Source organism: Bradyrhizobium sp. HKCCYLRH3059 (assembly GCF_051168035.1).
GTDB lineage: Bacteria > Pseudomonadota > Alphaproteobacteria > Rhizobiales > Xanthobacteraceae > Bradyrhizobium.
In genome coordinates this window covers 216,406-234,099 of the sequence record NZ_JBNPUF010000008.1, presented here as the reverse complement: position 1 = coordinate 234,099, position 17,694 = coordinate 216,406, and the positions used below count along the sequence as shown (strand labels likewise).

Below are 17,694 nucleotides of genomic sequence, written 5' to 3'. Positions count from 1 at the left end.
CGGGCGCGTTGCGTCGCGGGATCTCGCCGATGCGCGCCAGAAGGCTGAGCCGGCGCGCGCGAAACAGAACGAGCGGGAGGACGCCTCCGTGCGCCGACGAGCGACCTGCCCAGTGGCCGTTTGCCCAGCGCGCGGGTGCTCGCGCCGCAGCCGGATTTGATCTACACGGGGGCGTTTACGATGGACCATTCATGACGTCTCGCGTGCACCGGTGCGTGGGACAATCCGGAGTTGCATATGTCGCCCAGCCAAGCATCGCCCCTGACACTCGTTGTCGAAACGGCCGAGATCCTGACCTCGCTCGGCGTCGCGCCGGAGCGGCTGCGCGGTGGGACGCGCGCCGCCCGTTCGCCGGTGACCGGCGAGGTGTTGGCCCATGTGCATGACGACAGCAGGGCGGATGCGACCGCGGTGATCGCGCGCGCGCATGCCGCGTTCCTGCAGTGGCGGCTCAAGCCGGCACCGAAGCGCGGCGAACTGGTGCGGCTGTTCGGCGAGGAGCTGCGCGCCCACAAGGCCGCGCTCGGCCGCCTGGTCTCGATCGAGGCCGGCAAGATCGTCTCCGAGGGGCTCGGCGAGGTCCAGGAGATGATCGACATCTGCGACTTCGCCGTCGGCCTGTCACGCCAGCTCTATGGCCTGACCATCGCCACCGAGCGCGCCGAGCACCGGATGATGGAGACCTGGCATCCCCTGGGGGTCACCGGCGTGATCTCCGCCTTCAACTTCCCCGTGGCGGTGTGGGCCTGGAATGCGGCGCTGGCGCTGGTGTGCGGCAACAGCGTCGTCTGGAAGCCGTCGGAGAAGACGCCGCTCACCGCGCTCGCGACCGACGCGCTGCTGGCGCGTGCGCTGCAGCGTTATCGCCGCGAGGGCGGCGAGGCGCCGGAGGGGCTCGCCGGCCTGCTGCTCGGCGGCCGCGCGGTCGGCGAGATGCTGGTCGACGATGCCAGGGTACCGCTGGTGTCGGCGACCGGATCGACCGCCATGGGGCGCGTCGTCGGCGCTTGTCTTGCCGGCCGCTTTGCCCGCGCGATCCTCGAGCTCGGCGGCAACAATGCCGCGATCGTCACGCCCACGGCCGACCTCGATCTCACCCTGCGCGCCGTGGCGTTCGCGGCGATGGGCACCGCGGGCCAGCGCTGCACCAGCCTGCGCCGCCTGTTCGTGCATGCCGACGTCTACACCCAGCTCGTGCCGCGGCTGAAGCAGGCCTACGCCTCGGTGGCGATCGGCAATCCGCTGGAGCAGGGCACCTTGATCGGCCCGCTGATCGATCGCGGCGCCTACGACGCCATGCAGGACGCGCTGAGCGCCGCGCGGGATCACGGCGGCCGCGTGTTCGGCGGCGAGCGCGTCGCGGTCGGCGGCTTTGCGGAGGCGTACTACGTGCGGCCGGCCCTGGTCGAGATCGAATCGCAATCCGGTCCGGTCGAGCGCGAGACGTTCGCGCCGATTCTCTATGTGATGCCGTATCGCGATCTCGATGCCGCGATCGAGCTGCACAATGCGGTGCCGCAGGGGCTGTCGTCGTCGATCTTCACCAATGATCTGCGCGAGGCCGAACTGTTCGTGTCGTCGCGCGGCTCCGATTGCGGCATCGCCAACGTCAATATCGGCCCCTCGGGCGCCGAGATCGGCGGCGCGTTCGGCGGCGAGAAGGAGACCGGCGGCGGCCGTGAGTCCGGCTCGGATTCATGGAAGGCCTATATGCGCCGGGCCACCAACACCGTGAACTACGGCCGCAGCCTGCCGCTGGCGCAGGGCGTCAAGTTCGACCTCGGCTGATCGATGCGATGGGGCTCTCTCATCGGCGGAACCGCTTCGCTGCGTCGTGCGTTGCGCGCTGATAAGGAGATGCACCATGGCAACGAAGAAGAAAGCCTCGACCGCAAAGTCAGCGCGCGGACGCAACCAGGATCGCGCCCGCGTCGCGGGTGGACAGGACCACGAAGTCCGCTACGAAGCCAAGAAGAGCGGCCGCTCGGCGTCCGCGGTGAAGAAGGCGGTCAAGAAGGTCGGCAACAGCCGCAAGAAAGTCGAGCGCAAGCTGACGCGCCAGTGACGTCAATGCTGCTTCGGCCGCTCCGGCGGCCGAAGCGATCCCCTCGCCCAGCGGAGCGCCTTGGGCGAGTGCAGCGGATCGGGCCCATCGCAGGTCGGACAAGCAAGCTCGCGGCGCCCGCCCTTGCCCTCGCGAACCGCGAGCGCACGGCCGCAGGTCGGGCATGGCTTGCGCAGCAGCCACGGGACCGGATGATTCGGCATGATTGCGTCTCCCGGTGGAGGCCTCAGGCTAGGGCATCTCGGGGTAGCTACGGAATCACTTATTTGAATCACGGCGGATATTCCGGCTCTCCGTGCCGTGAACAATCAGGGCAGGTGTCGCCGGTCGCGGCCAGGACGGCCTCGATCGCCGCGAGCGCGTCCGAACTACACAAGCCGCGTGGCGGATCGTCGCGTGCGATGCGAAGCGCCCGCGCCAGCGCATGCGGGTCGCCGCGCTCGCGCATCCAGCCGTGCTGTTCGCATTCGACGATCGCGCCGGCCTCGCGCAGGGTGGCGACCGCCCAGCGCTCGAGACGCTGGCTCGCGGAATGGTGTGTGACGGCAGTCTGCATCGGCCACGCTCTCCCGCCGGGAGAATCCATGAATCGGCTGGCGTATCCAGGCCCGTCCTGCAGGGCAGGGATTCCAAAATGGAGGGGCTGGCTTGCCGCGGATTATTCGGCGGCCCGGCTTGAGATCGCGGCGCGCTGGGGCCATCCTTGATGGAGTTTGAGTGAAACGGATGCAGACCGGAATGCAGATCAGGGCCAACGAGGATTTGCTGCTCATCATCGATGTGCAGAACGATTTTTGTCCCGGCGGCGCGCTCGCCGTGGCCGACGGCGATGCCGTGGTGCCGGCGATCAACCGGCTGAGCGGGATGTTCGATCACGTCGTCCTGACCCAGGACTGGCACCCGGCGGGACACAGCTCGTTCGCCTCGAGCCACCCCGGCAAGGCGCCGTTCGAGAGCGTCACGATGCCCTACGGGCCGCAGACCTTGTGGCCGGACCACTGCATCCAGGGCACGCCGGGCGCCGCCTTCCATGCCGAGCTTGCGACCGACAAGGCGCAGCTCATCATCCGCAAGGGCTTTCGTGCCGCGATCGATTCCTACTCGGCGTTCTTCGAGAACGACAAGACCACGCCCACGGGCCTCGCCGGCTACCTGCGCGAGCGCGGCCTGAAGCGGGTTTTCCTGGTCGGTCTCGCCACCGATTTCTGCGTGCACTATTCGGCGGTCGATGCGCGGCGGCTCGGCTTCGCGGCCATCGTCATCGACAACGCCTGCCGCGGCATCGACCTCGGCGGCTCGATGGCGGCGGCCAAGGCGCAGGGCGCGGAGGCCGGGGTCGAGCGGATCGCCGAGCTGGCGTAGCGACGATGGACTACGCCGCCGCGCCGATGGTCGGCTCGGCGATGGCGCCGGCGACGCGGACGCGGACGCGCAGCGCGTTGCCGGGGAGGTAGGCGATCGGCATGTCCTCGACATCGACCGTCTTGAGCGTGTCGCGGTCGGCGCCGGCCTGCACCGCGCGCTCCTCGGCGATGGCCCGCGCCGCCGCGATGGCCTCGTCGCGGGTCAGGTCGCGGAAGACCTGGTCGGCCTCGCCGGAGACCTGGGCGATGGCGGCGCCGACCGCGTTGGCGCAGTCGCCATGGTCGACGCGCACGATGGTGGAGATGCCGGCAAGGCGCTCCGGCACCAGGAAGGCGCCGCCGCCCACCGCGAGCAGCGGCACGTCGCCGGCCTCGGTCTTCATGCGGTCGATGTCGCCCTCGAGCTTGCGGTGGGCGTCGGCGAGCGCGGCGTCGATCAGGCTTTTCGGCAGATGCGCGACGCGCGATCTGTCGCCGATGTCGATCAGCCCCGCCGCGACCGCGATGTCGGTCGCGGTCAGGCGGTTGCCGCCAAACACCAGCGCGTCGGATGTCAGCCGGTATCCGACGCTGAGCGGGCCGACGCGGACCGGATCCTGCTCGACATGGCTGCCGCCGCCGAGCCCGATCGAGAGCAAATCGGGCATGCGGAACAGGGTGCGGACGCCGCCGACCTCGACGACGGTGTTGGCCTCGCGCGGAAAGCCGTGGCGCAACTGGCCGATGTCGCTGGTGGTGCCGCCGACGTCGACGACCATGGCGTCGTCGAGGCCGGAGAGATACGCGGCGCCGCGCATCGAGTTGGTGGCGCCGGAGGCGAAGCTCATGACCGGGAAGGCGGTCGCGATCTCCGCCTGCATCACGGTGCCGTCGTTCTGCGTCAGGAACAGCGGCGCATCGATGCCGGACTCCGCGATCGCCTTGCGGAAGGCGGCGACCGTCGTGACCGCGAGGTCGTGGAGCGCGGCATTGAGCAGGGCGGCGTTCTCGCGCTCCAGCAGTCCGATGCGGCCGAGGTCGTGCGAGAGCGTGACGGCCACATCAGGGCAGATCTCGGCGAGGATTTCCCGCGCCGCGATCTCACAGCTCGGGTCGAGCGGCGAGAACGACGAGGCGACCGCGACCGCGCGCAGGCCCTTGGCCTTGATCGCGCGCGCGGCGGCTTTCAGGCCGCCGATGTCGAGCGGCATGAATGGGCGGCCATCATAATCGTGGCCGCCTTCGAGCATGAAGGTCTCGCCGCTGACCAGCGCGGCGAGATCGCCCGGCCAGTCGCAGAACGGCGGCAGCGAGGCGGAGGCGGGCATCCCGATGCGGATGGCGCCGATCTTCTGCAGGTGCCGCCGCTGCACCACCGCATTGATGAAATGCGTGGTGCCGATCACCACCGCGTCGACCGGCACGGCCGCCGCGGGATTTTCTCGCAGCGCCTTCAGCGCCGCGAGGATGCCGGAGGTGACGTCGGCGGTGGTCGCAGCCTTGACGGAGTGGACGACATGGTCGTCGGCAATCAGGACGGCGTCGGTGTTGGTGCCACCGACGTCAATGCCAATCCGCTTCATTCTCAGGGAGCTCCAGGGGTCGCAAACAGCGACCGGAAATCGAGGTCATAACCGAAGGCGCGGGGGCCGACGAATTCGAGCCCGCGCGGGCTGGTCAATACGGCGGGCGCGGGCAGCGCGATCACGGTGACGCGCTGGCCGTAGCGCGCCGTCTCGGTGCCGATGCCGTGGCCATTGACGCTGTCGAGCACGCAGATCAGGTCCGGCGACATCGCGATGGCTTCGCCATCGCGCCAAGCCACGATCCATTCGTTCTGGAACGACAGCTTGAGCCGGGTGCCGCGATCGTCGTCGCTGCCCTCCACGACGGCGCTGCCGCGCAGAAAGCCCTCGGTGGTGCGGCGCTCGACGTCGACGATCTTGCCGCTGAACAGCCGCTGGCCGCCCTCACAATCGAGGATCGCCGCGATCGGATCCTGGTGGCTCCGGTTGGCTGCCTCGACCGCACGGCCGATCGCAATCGCCTTGGTGGTGGTGAAATGGATGCCCCAGTCCTTGACCTCGCGGCCCGTGCGCGGCGCCTTGCTGGTCGAGGCGATCGAGCCCATCTCGACGCAGATCTTGCGGCTGGCGCGCTCCATCCACTTCCAGCTCGGCACCTTGGTCACGACGGCCTCGATGCCGCGCGGATCGTAGAGCGTGCAGGGATAGGGCTTGAGGTCGCCGATCGCGACCGACGTCATCTGCGCCTCGGGAAAGGCGCGGCCCATGCAGTCGGCGTCGACCACGGGGATGTTCAGATGCGCCGCCGCCATCAGCGCCTGCATGCCGTTGCCGCCGCCGATCTCGACCGACATCACGGCGCGAAATGTGATGCCGTTGATCTCCTCCTGCATGCGCACCGCACGCGCGATGCTGCGGCTGTCGGCCAGCCGTTCCTGCCCGACCAAGGGGGCGCCCATGTTGGAGACCACCGCGACCCAGTCGTCGTCGGCGAGGTCGAGCGGCGATATCATCTGCACGCGACGCCCCTCCGCATAGAGCCGGCGCAGGTTGAGCAGGCCGAGATAGGGACTGCCGCCGCCGCCGGTGCCGAGGATCCAGGCGCCGACCGCGAGCGCCTCGATGTCGTCGAGGCTGATCGTCTTCATGCCGGCTGCGCTCACGGCACAAGCTCTTCGACGTCGCTCTGTGACTGCGGCGCACGGTACTGCTGCGGGAATAGGAATATAACGCTCACAGTATCAATCCTCGAGAATGACGAGATCGGCCGGACGCCAGTCGAGCGTGACCGTTTGACCCGGCGCGTGGAGAGGACCAGCTCCGGAATTCGGCTGTTGCGCCAGCACGTGCTGTCCGCACTCCAGGGCGATGCGGTACAGCACCGCGCCGCCGAGGAAATTGGTGCTCTCGACTGTGCCGCGCGCGGACATGCCTGTCCGCTTGGCATCGGCCACCTCGGCTGGCGATACCGATATCTTCTCCGGCCGCAGCGCGACCGACAGAACCTCGGCCTCGGCTGCTGCAACTGTGTCCGCCAGGGCCAGCACCAGACCGTTGCCGACGGCTATCCCGACGCCATTGTCCAAGGTCACGCGCTGACCACGAAAAATGTTGGTGTCGCCGATGAAATCGGCAACGAAACGCGTCCGCGGCTGATCGTAGATCTCGAGCGGGGTGCCGATCTGCTCGACGCGGCCGGCGTTCATGACCGCGATGCGGTCCGACATGGCCAGCGCCTCCTCCTGGTCGTGGGTGACGAACACGAGGGTGAGGCCAAGCGTCTTCTGCAGCCGCTTGAGTTCGAACTGCATCTGCTGGCGCAATTTCTTGTCGAGCGCGCCGAGCGGCTCGTCGCAGAGCAGCACGCGGGGCGAGATGACGATGGCGCGGGCGAGCGCGACGCGCTGCTGCTGGCCGCCGGACAGTTGCGCCGGCCTGCGGTTCTCCAGGCCTCCGAGTTCAACCATCGCCAGCGCTGCCTTCACCTTCGCGGCAATCGTCGCCTTGTCGATCTTGCGCATGCGCAGGCCGAAGGCGACGTTCTCGGCCACGGTCCGGTGCGGGAACAGGGCGTAGTTCTGGAACACCATCGCCATGTCGCGCTTGTGCGCCGGCACGTGGGTGATGTCGGCGCCGTCGAGGCGGATCTCGCCGGCGCTTGGGCTGTCGAAGCCGGCGATCATGCGCAGGGTGGTGGTCTTGCCGCAGCCGGACGGGCCGAGCAGCGAAAAGAACTCGCCAGGCCTGATGTTCACGGCAACCGCGTCGACTGCGCGTACGCCGCCGTCATAGATCTTGCTGACCGCGGCGATCTCGATGGCAGCGCTCATGCGCGGAAGATCCGGTTGACCCGGCTGTCGATCTCGTCCTTCCGTGCGTTGTACCACTTCCAGTCGACCTGGATCAGCTTGCCGACCTTCTCCGGCGTCGTCAGCAGCTTGGCGTCATACTTGGAGTCGAGCTTGACCTTCTTGTTGGCCGGCGAATACCAGACGGTCTCAGCGAGGCGCTTTTGAACCTCGGGGCGCAGCATGTAGTTGATATAGGCGTTGGCGAGCTCCTTCACCTTGCTGCCGGGCGTGATGCTCAGCACTTGCTCGAGCGACAGCACGCCCTCGTTCGGCGTGACGAAGTCGACCGTCTGGTTCTGACCGTCGTAACGATAGATGCCGGAATCATGCAGGATGCCGAGGCCGACCTCACCGGACAGGATCAGCTTCTCCATCGCGCCGGTGAAGTCGACCAGCTTGATCGGCTTCAGCTTCTCCAGCGCTGCATAGGCGGCGTCAAGGTCGGTCTGGCCCTTGCCATACAGCGCGCCGCACATCATCACGAACGCCTGTCCCAGGCTGTTGGCAGGGATCACATAGCCGCCGCGCGCGCCGTTGAATCTCGCATCCCAGTAGTCTTTCCACGACGTGACGCTCCCATAGCCCTTGTCGGTGCGCATGCCGAGCCCGATGGCGCTGGTGAAGATGCAGACGCCGACGATCTTGTCGCTGACGGCGTAAGGGTAGACGTCGGCAATGTTCGGAACCAGCTTGGGGTCGACCTTGGGCTCGACGAGACCCATCTCCACGGCCGCCCACTGCTCGTTGGAGTTGGTGTGCAGCACGTCGTAGATGGGAGCCGAGCGCGAACTCGCCTGCAGCTTCGGCAGGAATGGCAGCGCGGTGTCGGTCTTGAGCTTGCACTTGAACTCGCTTTCGAAGGCCGGGCCGATCTCGGCCTTCATCACGTCACCCCATTTGCCGCCCCAGCCGGTGACGTTGAGAACGGGCTCGTCCGCATGCGCGACAAAGGGAGCAGCGACAACGCCGGCGCCGAGCGACGCAGCCGCGGTCAGCAGGCGGCGGCGGCTCAGGGGAAAACGACGCGATGAGGCGGTCATGTCCGGGATCTCCCTTAGAGTTTGACGTAGGAGCGAAGACCTACGGTGCGGTCGAGCGCGATGACGACGATGAAGGCGAGCAGGATCGAGACCACCGAGGCCGCGCCGATGGTGCCGTCGAGATCGAACTTCAGATAGTTGAACAGCGTGATCGGCAAGGTCTCGCTGCCCGGCGCGACCAGGAACAGCGACACCGGAAACTGGTCGAACGAGACGATGAAAGCAAAGATCGCGCCTGCCAGAACGCCGGGCTTCACCAGCGGCAGCGTGATCTCGAAGAAGGTCCGGGTGGGGCTGGCGCCGAGATTCTGCGCGGCTTCCTCCAACCTGACATCGAAATTGTGCAGCACGGCGAGCGTGGTCCGCACCACGTAGGGAATCGTCACCAGCGTGTGACCAGCCACCAGCCCCCACACCGGGCGTCCGACGTCGAGCAGTACGTAGGACTGGAACAGCGCAAGACCGGTCAGGATCGCCGGCAGCATGAGCGGCGACAGCATGGTCGCCACGATCAGCCGGGAGCCTGGCAGGTTGCCGCGGGCGATCGCCAGCGCGGCCGAGGCGCCCAGCACGGTGGCCGCGACCGTGGTCATGGCCGCGACTTCGATGCTGAACAGCAGCGCGTGCATGAAGTCGCCCGAGGCGAAGAATTTCTCGAACCAGCGAAAGGAGATGCCGACTGGTGGAAACTGGATGAAAGGCGTCGGGTTGAGCGCGAACACGATCACGATCGCAATCGGCGCCAGCAGGAAGACGAGGATGGCGGTGTTGGCGGCGAGATAGAGCCTGCGGCCCCACCGGAGCGGCCGCGCCTTGCTGCGAAGGGCAGGTGTGGCCGCCAGACCGATTGGCGCAGCGAGCGGCGGCCGCGATCCCGGAGCAAGGCTCGTCATCTGCGCCCTCATTGCAGCTCGCGCTGGCCCGAAACGAGGCCGAGCACGTGATTATACGCGATGACGAGCGAGAGCGAAATGATGAGCAGCACCATGCCGAGCGCAGCCGCGAAGCCGACGTTGAAGTTGGCGGAGATCTGCTGGTAGATCAGGATCGGCAAGGTCATGACCTGGAAGCCGCCGAGCAGGATCGGGGTGACATAGGCGCTGATCGCGAGCGCGAAGATGAGCAGCGAGCCGGCGAGGATGCCGGGCAGGCTGAGCGGCAGGGTGACCTCGAGAAATGCGCGCCATGGGCTGGCGCCGAGATTCTCCGCCGCCTGCTCCAGCCGCTCGTCGATGCGACCGATCACGCCGGTGAGCGTCAGCACCATGAAAGGCACATAGATGTGGACCAGGCCGATGATGATGCCCGTCTCATTGTACATCAGCTGCAACGGCCTTGTGACCAGCCCGAGCGAGGCCAGGATCTGGTTGATGACACCCTTGTCGGACAGCAGCGTCATCCAGGCGAAGGTACGCACCACGATGCCGGTCAGCATCGGCGCCAGCACGGCCATCAGCAGCAGCGCATGGCCGGTGCGGCTCTTGATCCGCGCCATCCAATGCGCGAGCGGGTAGCCGATCACGAGCGCGGCGAGCGTCGTCCAGAGGCCGATCCGGATCGTGGTCCAGATCACCTCGAGATAGTAGCCGTCATTGCCCATGCGGGCATAGTGCCTGGCTGTGAGGGCGACGTTCGGCATGACCACGGGGTTGCCGGTCAGGACGCTCATCACCGCCATCAATCCGATCGGCAGAAAGAAGAACAACGCAAACAGCAGCGCGCTCGGCAGGATCAACAGCGCCAGGCTGTTGACGCGCGGCGCGCTGCTGCTCGTCATCAGGAGGCCAGTCCGGCCAATTGCTCGATGGTCTGGCCGAGCGGATCGCCGGTCATGCGCCGCAGCTTTGCGGCCATGCTGCCGAGCTCGCGGCGGACATTGGCACGCTCGATCTCGGTGGTGGCCTGGACCGAGTAGGAGACGGCGATGCCGATCAGCTCACCGCTCTCGCCGCTCGTCAGCGCAAAGCCCTGCGAGCCGACGCCCTCGATGGCCTCGTCGGCGGCGTCCGAGATGCCGGTCCGGCGGATCTCGTTCAGCCGCGCCATCAGCTCGGTGAAGTTCTGCGGCGAGTTGGCCGGGACCTTCGGGTAGTCGAGCGGCACGCGCGCCCGGATCTCCTGGTCTGTCAGACGCGCCAGCATGGCGCGGCCGTTCGAGGTGATGATGGCCGGCGTGCGCTGGCCCGGCGGGTTGACGACGCGCAGCGGGTTGGAGCCGGGCACGATGCGCAGCACCACCTGCTGATAGCCGTCGAGCACGGCGATGTAGCCGGTGTGGCCGGTGCGCGCGCAGACATCGCGCAGCTCGCGCTCGGCGGTGGCGATCAGGTCGTCATGGGCCCGGTGCAGCCGCCCGAGCTCGAAGGTGAGCAGGCCCGGCCGGTAGCGGCGGCTGTGCGGATCCTGCTCGAGCAGGCCGCAATCGCGCAGCGAGCGGAGCAGGCGGGAGGTCGAGCTTTTCGGTTTGCCGGTCAGGACCTGGACGTCGGCAAAGGAGAGGTCGGGCCGCGCGGTCGAGAAGCAGCGCAGGATGTCGATGGCGTTGGTCAGGGCGCTCATGATGATACCGTTTGTTCCATTTTTTGGAACGTAGTCCCAAATTCTAGAAGCGGCAGACCGTCTGCCGCAAGGCGAAATTACTGGCAACGAGGTGCCCGAATGCGCGTCAGGGTGGTGGTCGGGGCGCCGGGCGCAGACGGAGCATGCTCAGCCTCACCGCGCCACGGTGGACCTGATGCGACCGACGGCGGCGTCGACGCCCGTCCAGGCCGGCTTGTCCGGAGCAAATTGCTGACGGAGATAGGCGACGAGTTCGGCGAGCTGGCCGTCGCTGAGATGGTCCTTGAACGCCGGCATGTAGCCGAGATCGGACGAGACCGGCTTCATGATCCCGTGCAGGATCACCTGGATCAGATTGTCGGGTGTGGCGCTGTGCAGGTTGCTGTTCAGCGCCAGCGAGGGCCGACTGCCGAACAACGGCAGGCCGCCGACCTCGTGGCAGACCGCGCAGGCGCCGAGATAGAGCCGTGCCGCCGGAGACGCCGTCGAGGTCGTCTTGGTGCGCGCTTCCAACTCCGCGGCCATCGCCTCCAGCTTCGCTGCCTCGGACGAGGGCGTCTGGAACGAGGCGAGATAGATCGCCATGGCCCGAACGTCCGCGTCGGGCAGCGTCGCGAGATCCTTCACGATCGGCGCCATCGGACCGGCGGCCACGCCATGGAAGCGCGACTGACCGGAGCGGAGATAGGTGTAGAATTCGTCCTCGGTCCACGGGATCGGGGCAGTCGAGAGCGCGGTCAGCGCAGGGGCTTCCCAGCCATCGGCGAAGCCGCCAGCCAGATGTGCGTTGCGTTGCTCGGCGCCAAGCGCATTGCGCGGCGAATGACAGGCGCTGCAATGGCCGAGGCTTTCGACGAGATAGAAGCCGCGATTCCACTGCTCCGATTGTGTCGGATCGGGCCGGAACGGCTGCGTGTCGTGAAACAGAGCGTTCCATCCGGCGACCAGCGGCCGCAGGTTGAATGGAAAGCGCAGCGCGTTGTCAGGCGCCTGCTGTCTCACTGGCGCCTGTGCCATCAGGTAGGCGTAGAGCGCCTGCAGGTCGGCATCATCGGTTCGCGCGAAATGCGTGTAGGGAAACGCCGGATAGAGCTGCCGGCCGTCGCGATGCACGCCCTCGCGCATCGCGCGCTCGAAGGCGGGATAGGACCAGGCGCCGATGCCGGTCTCGACGTCGGGCGTGATGTTGGTGCTGAACAGCGTGCCGAACGGCGTCTCCAGTGCGCGGCCGCCGGCATTGATCAGGCCGCCATCCGCGGTGTGGCAGACAGCGCAATTGCCGAGTGCCGCGAGCGCCTCGCCGCGCGCGATCGTCGCTGCGGAATAGACCGAGGGATCGGGGCGCGTGATCGGCGCGATGGCGCGCCAGGGCAACACGGCGGTGGCGATGCCGATCGCCGCGGCGCATGCCGCGACGGCGGTGGCGATCACGCCGCCCCGCTTGGCAAAGGGCTTGTGCCACGTGGTCGCCGGTCTTTCGGGGGCGGGCAGCGACTGCGGCGCCGGCGTCTCCGCCCGTTCGCCGCGCAGGCCTTTCAGAATGCGCTCCGGCGTGAATGGCGGCTCGCGGAAGCGGACGCCGGTGGCGTCGTAGATCGCATTGGCGATCGCGGCGGCGCTGGGCACGGACGCGGACTCGCCGACGCCGAGCGGCGGCTGATCCGGCCGCGGCAGCATCAGCACGTCGATCTCAGGCACGTCGGGGAAGGTGATGATCGGATAGGCGCCCCATTCCCGTGCCGCGACCTTGCCGCGCGTGAAGGGAATCTCCTCCATCAGCGCCCGGCTGGTGGATTGGATGACGTTGCCTTCGATCTGGTGGCGTACCCCGTCTGGATTGATCATCAGGCCGGAGTCCTGGCCTGCAATGACCCGCGTGACGCTGACATCGCCGGTGGTCGTATTCACGGCGACATCGGCGATCCACGCCGACCATGCCGCGCCGTAGCCGGGAAACTTGCTGTGGACGTAGAGCGCGTAGGCAAAGCCGCGGCCATGGACGACGCCGTTCTCGGGCGTCTTCTCCTCCCGCACGGGGCGCGGCGTCCAGCCGGCGCGCTCGGCCACGGCGTTCACGAGATCACGTGCGCGCTCGTCCTTCAGATAGCGCAGCCGGTATTCGATCGGGTCGACGCCGGCCTCGGCGGCGAGCTCGTCGATGTAGGACTCGTGCGCGAAGGTGTTGGGCAGCGCCGAGACACCGCGGATCCAGGACGCACGCACGATCGGCGGCATGTCATGCGCCGTGACGCGCATGTGCTCATAGTCGTAAGGCGGGATCGCGGTGCGGTCGCCCATCTCGAACACCGCAGGCTCCGGCCCGATGCGCCCGGTCAGCAGCAGCGCCAGCGTCGGCGCGCCGTTCGAGGGATAGCGCGTGGCGAACTCATAGGCCGCGACCGAGCCGTCGGTATTGAGGCCGCCATTGACGTCCATCAGCTGCGCGGTGCCCTTGGGCTCCCACAGATGCTCCTGCTCGCGCGACAATTGCACCCGCACCGGGCGGCCGACCGCACGCGACAGCAGCAGCGCATCGGCCGTGACGTCGTCAGCGCAGTTGCGGCCGTAGCAGCCGGCGGCCTCGAGGCGGATCAGCTCGATCTGGTGCTCGGGGCAGTCGATCAGCTTGGCGAGATCGCCGCGCAGGATGTGCGGATTCTGCGTGCCGGAATAAATGCGGATCTGCCCGTCGCGATAGTCGGCGACAGCGCAGGACGGTCCGATCGAGCCGTGCATCTGGTAGGGCCAGAGATAGGTCCTCCGCATCGGCTTGGCGGCGCCGGCGACGGCGTCATCGACATCGCCCTTGTCGAGCAGCCGGCGCGGAGCGGACGGATTGGCCCGCAGCGCGTTCTCGACATCGTCGAGGTCGCGCAGGGTCGGCACCGGCTTCCATTTCACCTCGAGGCGCTCGGCGGCACGGATCGCATTCTCCTCGCGCTCGGCGACGACGCCGATGAAGTCGCCGATGACGACGACGTCGACCAGGCCAGGGACATCGCGCACTGACTCCCTATCGACGCCAAGAAGGCTGGTCCCGATGAAGGGGCCGGCATCGACGCCGGCATAGGGCGGACGCACGACGCGGCCGTGCAGCATGCCGGGGACGCGAACGTCATGCACGTAAGTGAGCTCACCGGTCGCCTTCGCCGGCAGGTCGACGCGCGGCACCGAGCGGCCGACGACCTGATAGTCGTTCACCGACTTGACGAGGATATCGTCGGCGAGCTCGAGGCGGATCGTCTCATCGCCGATCAGCTCGCCATAGCTGAGGACGCGGTTGTTGGGCCCGCGGACCAGTCCGTCCTCGACCGTCAAGTCCTGAACGTCGAGGTCGAGCTGCGTCGCCGCCCGCGCCAAGAGGAAGGCGCGCGCCTGCGCCGCCGCCTTGCGCAGGGGCACGGCGGTGATCTGGATTGTCTCGCTGGCGATGGTCGCGCCCTGGTTCGGCACGACCGCGGTGTCCCCGAGCACGACCACGACCCGAGCGAAGGAGACGTCCAGCTCTTCTGCGACGATCTGTCCCAGCGCGGTGCGGATGCCGGTGCCGAGATCGACATGGCCGTTGAAGGCGGAGACCTCGCCTGCCGCCGTGATCCGGATGAAGGTTTCGAACTGGCCATCTTTGCCGGCTATGGGACGTTCGACAACCAGCCGGCCGCGAGGCATGTCGGCGTCCTTGGTGAGGCGATCGTTCATCAGTCCAGCGCCTCGAGCGTGTGGCCGGCCGCGCGCATCGCCGCGCGGAGGATTTCGACATGCGCGCCGCAGCGGCAGAGATTGTAGCGCAGCGCTTGCTTGATCTCGTCGGGTGACGGATCGGGCTTGATCGCCAGCAGCGCCTTGGTCGTCATGATCATGCCGTTGAGGCAGTAGCCGCATTGCGCGGCCTGCTCGGCGATGAAGGCCTGCTGCACCGGATCGGGCGCCTCGCGCGAGCCCAGTCCTTCCAGCGTGGTGACGTCGCGGCCGATGCAGCCTTCCACCGGAATGATGCAGGAACGGGCGGCGCGGCCATCGATCAGCACGGTGCAGGCGCCGCATTCCCCCAGGCCGCAGCCGTATTTCGGACCGTTCAGAGCGAGGTCGTTGCGCAGCACATGGAGCAGGGGCGTGTCCGGCGCGGCCGCGACGTCATGCGTCCGTCCGTTCACGGTCAGCCGAATCGTTGCTGGCGTCATGCCCTTCTGTCGTCCGCTATGCTATCGTTAACGAGGATGCGATGGTGATCGCTCCGAGCGTATCGTTTGTGTACTAACATGCAAGTGGCACGTATTGCGCTGCAGCGTATGCACGATTTGTCGTCATTGTGCAGGGCAAACTGATCGTTTATCCGGCAATCGTGCTTTTCGTTCGCGGTGGCGCTTGACAGCCGGCGGAGGGGCGCGACATCATTCGTATACGAACGAATTGCCGCGGCGCGTGGATGGCTGCCGCCAACTCCGCTTCAAGATGGGCTTCTCTGCATGGTGACTGAGACGGCGAGCGACGGTGCAGGGGACAAGATCCGCTGCGATGCCTGCCCGGTGATGTGCTACATCAAGCCGGGCGCGGCAGGCGCCTGCGACCGCTATGCCAATCAGGACGGTGTGCTGGTGCGCGTCGATCCGCATATCCTGCTGGAGCGCACGGTGTCGCATGGCGGCAAGCTGGTGCCGTTCCAGGCGAGCGGCGACTGGGACGGCAAGATCGTGCATCAGCCGGAGCTGTTCGTCACCGCGATCGGCGCCGGCACCACTTATCCCGACTACAAGCCGGCGCCGTTCATCGTGTCATCGGTCGTCGATGGCGTCGACATGGTCACGGTCGTGACCGAGGGCATCTTCAGCTATTGCGGCGTCAAGGTGAAGATCGACACCGACCGCTATCTCGGCCCGGAAGCGGCGACGGTGCGCGTCGACGGCGAAGCGGTCGGTCACGTTACGACCAGCGAATACGGCTCGCAGATGCTGTCGCTCGGCGGCGTGCATCATCTCACGGGCGGCTCCAAGAAGGAGGGGCGTGTCACCTGTGACGCGCTGATGGACCTCAGCAACCGCAAAGCCGTGGAACTCGTGGTTGACGGCGGCTCCAGCGTGATCGTGCAGGCGGGGCAGCCCCCGATCGTCAACGGCGTCAAGGAAGAGCGCATGCGCGTCGGCTGCGGCTCGGCCACGATCGGCATGTTCGCCAAGCAATGGCAGGGCAAGGTCGACGAGGTCGTCGTGGTCGATGATCACATCACCGGCGTGCTGTCAGAGCACCAGGCCGGCAAGCTGCTCGACATTCCCGCGACAGGCATCAAGATGAAGGGGCGACGCTCGACGCCGGGCCGCTACTTCCAGGTGGCGCAGCCCGGAACCGGCTGGGGCGGCACCGACATCTCCGATCCGCTGTCGATCCTCGGGCCATTCGATCCCAAGACGGCGAAGCCGGGAACGACGCTGCTGATGGTGTCCACGACGGGCGAGCATGCCGGATACTACGTGCTCGACGAGACGCTCAGGCCGGTGCAGCGCGAGATGCCGGCGGAGCTGCAGTTCTCGGTCGAGCGCATCCAGGAGAACTGCGAGCCGGCGCTGTGCACCGTGCTGTTCATGGCCGGTGCCGGCGGCTCGCTGCGCGCCGGCGTCACCGACAATCCGGTGCGGCTGACGAGGTCGGTCAAGGATACGCTGACGCGGGTGACGAGCGGCGGTGCGCCGGTCTATGTCTGGCCGGGCGGCGGCATCACCTATATGGTCGACGTGACCCAGATGCCGGCCGGCGCCTTCGGCTATGTGCCGACGCCGGCGATCGTCGCGCCGATCGAGTTCACGCTGAGGCTATCGGATTATGCGGCGCTCGGCGGGCACATGGATTACGTCCAGCCGCTCGCTTCGCTCAAGGATGTCAGCAAGGACATTCGCCAACTGCCGTGGCCGAGGCCGGGTGCATGACCCGGCAGCCACAGATCGCCTTGTTGCCTGACCGGCGGCTGCATCTGCAGGACGGCCCGATCGATCTGATCATCGGCGCCGACGCGATCGATGGTGATATCCGCGCGGCCTATCGTGCGGCGGCCGAGCGTTTCACGGGTCTCTTGGACGAGCTGTGTGCCGAACTGTCCGATCTGCGCAGGGGCGCCGATCACGATCGATGCCCATTGAAAGGTGTCGTCGCGCGGCGGATGCATGCGGCCGTGTCGCCGTTCGCCCGCGAAATGTTCATCACGCCGATGGCCGCGGTTGCCGGGAGCGTGGCCGAGGAGATCCTCGGCGCCATGCGCGGCGCGACGAATCTGACGCGGGCCTATGTCAACAATGGCGGTGACATCGCACTCCATCTGCGGGATGCCGCCACCTTCAGCGTCGGGCTGATGGACCGTCCCGACGGCGCAGGTGTGATGCGCAGGATGACGCTTCGTGCTGCCGATGCGATCGGCGGCGTCGCCACGTCGGGCCGCCACGGCCGCAGTTTCTCGCTGGGCATTGCCGACGCGGTGACGGTACTCGCGCGCAGCGCGGCGCAGGCGGATGCGGCGGCGACGGTGATCGGCAACGCGGTCGATCTTCCGGGTCATCCGGCCGTGCTTCGCCGACCCGCCTGCGAGTTGCAACCGGAGACCGATCTCGGTGATCGCCTCGTCACATGCGAGGTCGGAGAGCTCCGTGATGTCGAGGTTGCCGAAGCGCTGGCCGCGGGCGAGCATCGTGGGCAGTCGCTGCTGTCGGCCGGTCTGATCGAAGGCGCCGTTCTGCAGCTTCGCGGCAACATTCGCGTTGTCGGTCCGCGCGCGATCGAGATCGTTCGTCGGCCGCAGTTGCGAGCGGCGGCGGCGTGAGGTTTGAT

16 protein-coding genes are annotated in these 17,694 nt (G+C 67.4%); 5 read left to right on the top strand and 11 right to left on the bottom strand.

Annotated elements, in window-relative coordinates:
- The first annotated feature begins 237 nt into the window (after window positions 1-237).
- Both amaB and ACQR13_RS25150 read left to right on the top strand, forming a co-directional pair.
- Window positions 238-1,788: an L-piperidine-6-carboxylate dehydrogenase gene (gene amaB / locus ACQR13_RS25155; RefSeq protein WP_315752091.1), complete on the top strand. Its 1,551-nt coding sequence runs from the start codon at window positions 238-240 to the stop codon at window positions 1,786-1,788.
- Between the two features lie 76 nt (window positions 1,789-1,864).
- Complete coding sequence (locus tag ACQR13_RS25150; protein ID WP_315715488.1) at window positions 1,865-2,065, top strand: DUF3606 domain-containing protein; 201 nt, start codon at window positions 1,865-1,867, stop codon at window positions 2,063-2,065.
- Window positions 2,066-2,067: 2 nt separating this feature from the next.
- On the opposite strand, the gene ACQR13_RS25145 is transcribed toward ACQR13_RS25150, so the two are convergent.
- Together ACQR13_RS25145 and ACQR13_RS25140 are read right to left on the bottom strand one after the other, a co-directional pair.
- Complete coding sequence (locus tag ACQR13_RS25145) at window positions 2,068-2,268, bottom strand: hypothetical protein (RefSeq protein ID WP_315715489.1); 201 nt, start codon at window positions 2,266-2,268, stop codon at window positions 2,068-2,070.
- A 68-nt stretch (window positions 2,269-2,336) separates the two neighbouring features.
- Window positions 2,337-2,621, bottom strand: coding sequence for a hypothetical protein (locus ACQR13_RS25140; RefSeq protein ID WP_315715490.1), 285 nt, complete (start codon window positions 2,619-2,621; stop codon window positions 2,337-2,339).
- A gap of 170 nt (window positions 2,622-2,791) precedes the next feature.
- Between ACQR13_RS25140 and pncA the strand changes: the two genes are divergently transcribed.
- On the top strand, window positions 2,792-3,427 hold the full coding sequence (gene pncA, locus ACQR13_RS25135) for a bifunctional nicotinamidase/pyrazinamidase (RefSeq protein ID WP_315752148.1): 636 nt from the start codon (window positions 2,792-2,794) through the stop codon (window positions 3,425-3,427).
- Between the two features lie 10 nt (window positions 3,428-3,437).
- Here pncA and ACQR13_RS25130 read toward each other — a convergent pair whose 3' ends face one another.
- The 9 genes from ACQR13_RS25130 to ACQR13_RS25090 form a co-directional block, all read right to left on the bottom strand.
- Window positions 3,438-4,991: a hydantoinase/oxoprolinase family protein gene (locus ACQR13_RS25130; protein ID WP_316202488.1), complete on the bottom strand. Its 1,554-nt coding sequence runs from the start codon at window positions 4,989-4,991 to the stop codon at window positions 3,438-3,440.
- 2 nt (window positions 4,992-4,993) lie between these two features.
- Window positions 4,994-6,097, bottom strand: a complete 1,104-nt coding sequence (locus ACQR13_RS25125; RefSeq protein WP_315828060.1) for a DUF917 domain-containing protein — start codon at window positions 6,095-6,097, stop codon at window positions 4,994-4,996.
- Between the two features lie 78 nt (window positions 6,098-6,175).
- On the bottom strand, window positions 6,176-7,264 hold the full coding sequence (locus tag ACQR13_RS25120; protein ID WP_316193387.1) for an ABC transporter ATP-binding protein: 1,089 nt from the start codon (window positions 7,262-7,264) through the stop codon (window positions 6,176-6,178).
- On the bottom strand, window positions 7,261-8,325 hold the full coding sequence (locus ACQR13_RS25115; RefSeq protein ID WP_316193386.1) for an extracellular solute-binding protein: 1,065 nt from the start codon (window positions 8,323-8,325) through the stop codon (window positions 7,261-7,263). Before ACQR13_RS25115 ends, ACQR13_RS25120 begins: the two co-directional genes overlap by 4 nt.
- Window positions 8,326-8,339: 14 nt before the next feature.
- Window positions 8,340-9,218: an ABC transporter permease gene (locus tag ACQR13_RS25110; RefSeq protein ID WP_315715496.1), complete on the bottom strand. Its 879-nt coding sequence runs from the start codon at window positions 9,216-9,218 to the stop codon at window positions 8,340-8,342.
- 8 nt (window positions 9,219-9,226) lie between these two features.
- Window positions 9,227-10,102 (bottom strand): ABC transporter permease, encoded by an 876-nt coding sequence (locus ACQR13_RS25105; protein ID WP_315828063.1) that lies wholly within the window; start codon window positions 10,100-10,102, stop codon window positions 9,227-9,229.
- A complete protein-coding gene (locus ACQR13_RS25100) occupies window positions 10,102-10,884 on the bottom strand; it encodes an IclR family transcriptional regulator (RefSeq protein ID WP_315828064.1) in 783 nt (260 codons plus the stop codon). Before ACQR13_RS25100 ends, ACQR13_RS25105 begins: the two co-directional genes overlap by 1 nt.
- A 153-nt stretch (window positions 10,885-11,037) precedes the next feature.
- Window positions 11,038-14,583 (bottom strand): molybdopterin cofactor-binding domain-containing protein, encoded by a 3,546-nt coding sequence (locus ACQR13_RS25095; protein WP_434863339.1) that lies wholly within the window; start codon window positions 14,581-14,583, stop codon window positions 11,038-11,040.
- Window positions 14,583-15,065, bottom strand: a complete 483-nt coding sequence (locus ACQR13_RS25090) for a (2Fe-2S)-binding protein (RefSeq protein WP_316193384.1) — start codon at window positions 15,063-15,065, stop codon at window positions 14,583-14,585. Before ACQR13_RS25090 ends, ACQR13_RS25095 begins: the two co-directional genes overlap by 1 nt.
- Before the next feature lie 285 nt (window positions 15,066-15,350).
- Between ACQR13_RS25090 and ACQR13_RS25085 the strand changes: the two genes are divergently transcribed.
- The gene (locus ACQR13_RS25085; protein WP_434863338.1) at window positions 15,351-16,802 is read left to right on the top strand and encodes a 6-hydroxynicotinate reductase; all 1,452 of its coding nucleotides are present in this window, start codon (window positions 15,351-15,353) and stop codon (window positions 16,800-16,802) included.
- Window positions 16,799-17,686 (top strand): UPF0280 family protein, encoded by an 888-nt coding sequence (locus ACQR13_RS25080; protein ID WP_434863337.1) that lies wholly within the window; start codon window positions 16,799-16,801, stop codon window positions 17,684-17,686. Before ACQR13_RS25085 ends, ACQR13_RS25080 begins: the two co-directional genes overlap by 4 nt.
- The last annotated feature ends 8 nt before the right edge of the window (window positions 17,687-17,694 follow it).